The organism is Oleiphilus sp. HI0132 (genome assembly GCF_001635845.1).
In genome coordinates, this window is the sequence record NZ_LWGJ01001693.1 from 1 (window position 1) to 923 (window position 923).

The following is a 923-nucleotide window of genomic DNA, read 5'->3' on the forward strand; positions in this document are numbered from 1 at the left end:
CTCTAGTAGGTGCTTTCTTAAAATACTGCTTGGGTTATATGGCGGTGATAAGAACTTTGTTTTAAGTAGATTAAATGTTGGCGACATAGCTTCAACTGTATTTGTGTTGTGCGTTATTGGCTAAAAGATCGCGTATTTTACCCCAATAATCAATAGGATGCTGGCTAATATTGGCTGCAATATTTCACTTGGTAGTTTTTTGCTCAATTTTGAACCAAAGTGAATGGCAGGAATAGACCCAACTAGCAGGGAGATTAAAAGAACGAAATCCACATTACCAAGCTGCATATGTCCCAACCCGGCTATGAGCGTAAGCGGTACCGCGTGGGCAATATCAGTTCCGATGATAGTAACGGGGTTTAAGCGTGGATAAAGCATCATCAAAACTGCTGCACCAAATGCGCCAGCCCCAACAGACGTTAGGGTTACACAAATACCGAGAATAAACCCTGCAAATACAGTTAATAAGCCTTGGTATTTTTTAAGCTTATGACGCTCATTACTGCTTAGATTAAATGAACGGGTAAGGCGAGGTTTTATAAGAATTACCAGGGCGGTCATTATTAACATACAGCCAAGCACAGTTAATAAGATGTGTTGATAGCTGGACGGATCACCAAAGTGGTTCTTCAGCATGTAGACTGTAACAAGTGAAGCCGGGATACTGCCTAAGCCTAATCTAAATACTATCTGCCAGTTAACAGTAGACTGTTTCGCATGCGAAATTACACCGCTCGCCTTTGTTGCGGCGGCATAAATTAGATCCGTTCCAATGGCGATATGAGTCGGGAAACCGAAGAGTATAAGAAGCGGCGTCATTAAGGACCCGCCACCGACACCCGTCACCCCAACCGCAAAACCAACACCGGCTCCGGCAAGCACGTACGTAATAAAATCACCTAAAGCAAGAAATTCCATGATTA

Annotated in this window: 1 protein-coding gene; it reads right to left on the minus strand. The window is 43.1% G+C overall.

Features of this window, described 5'->3' with window-relative positions:
* Nucleotides 1-120: 120 nt before the first annotated feature.
* Nucleotides 121-918, minus strand: a complete 798-nt coding sequence (locus A3766_RS25945) for a sulfite exporter TauE/SafE family protein (protein ID WP_068510263.1) — start codon at nt 916-918, stop codon at nt 121-123.
* Nucleotides 919-923 lie beyond the last annotated feature (5 nt).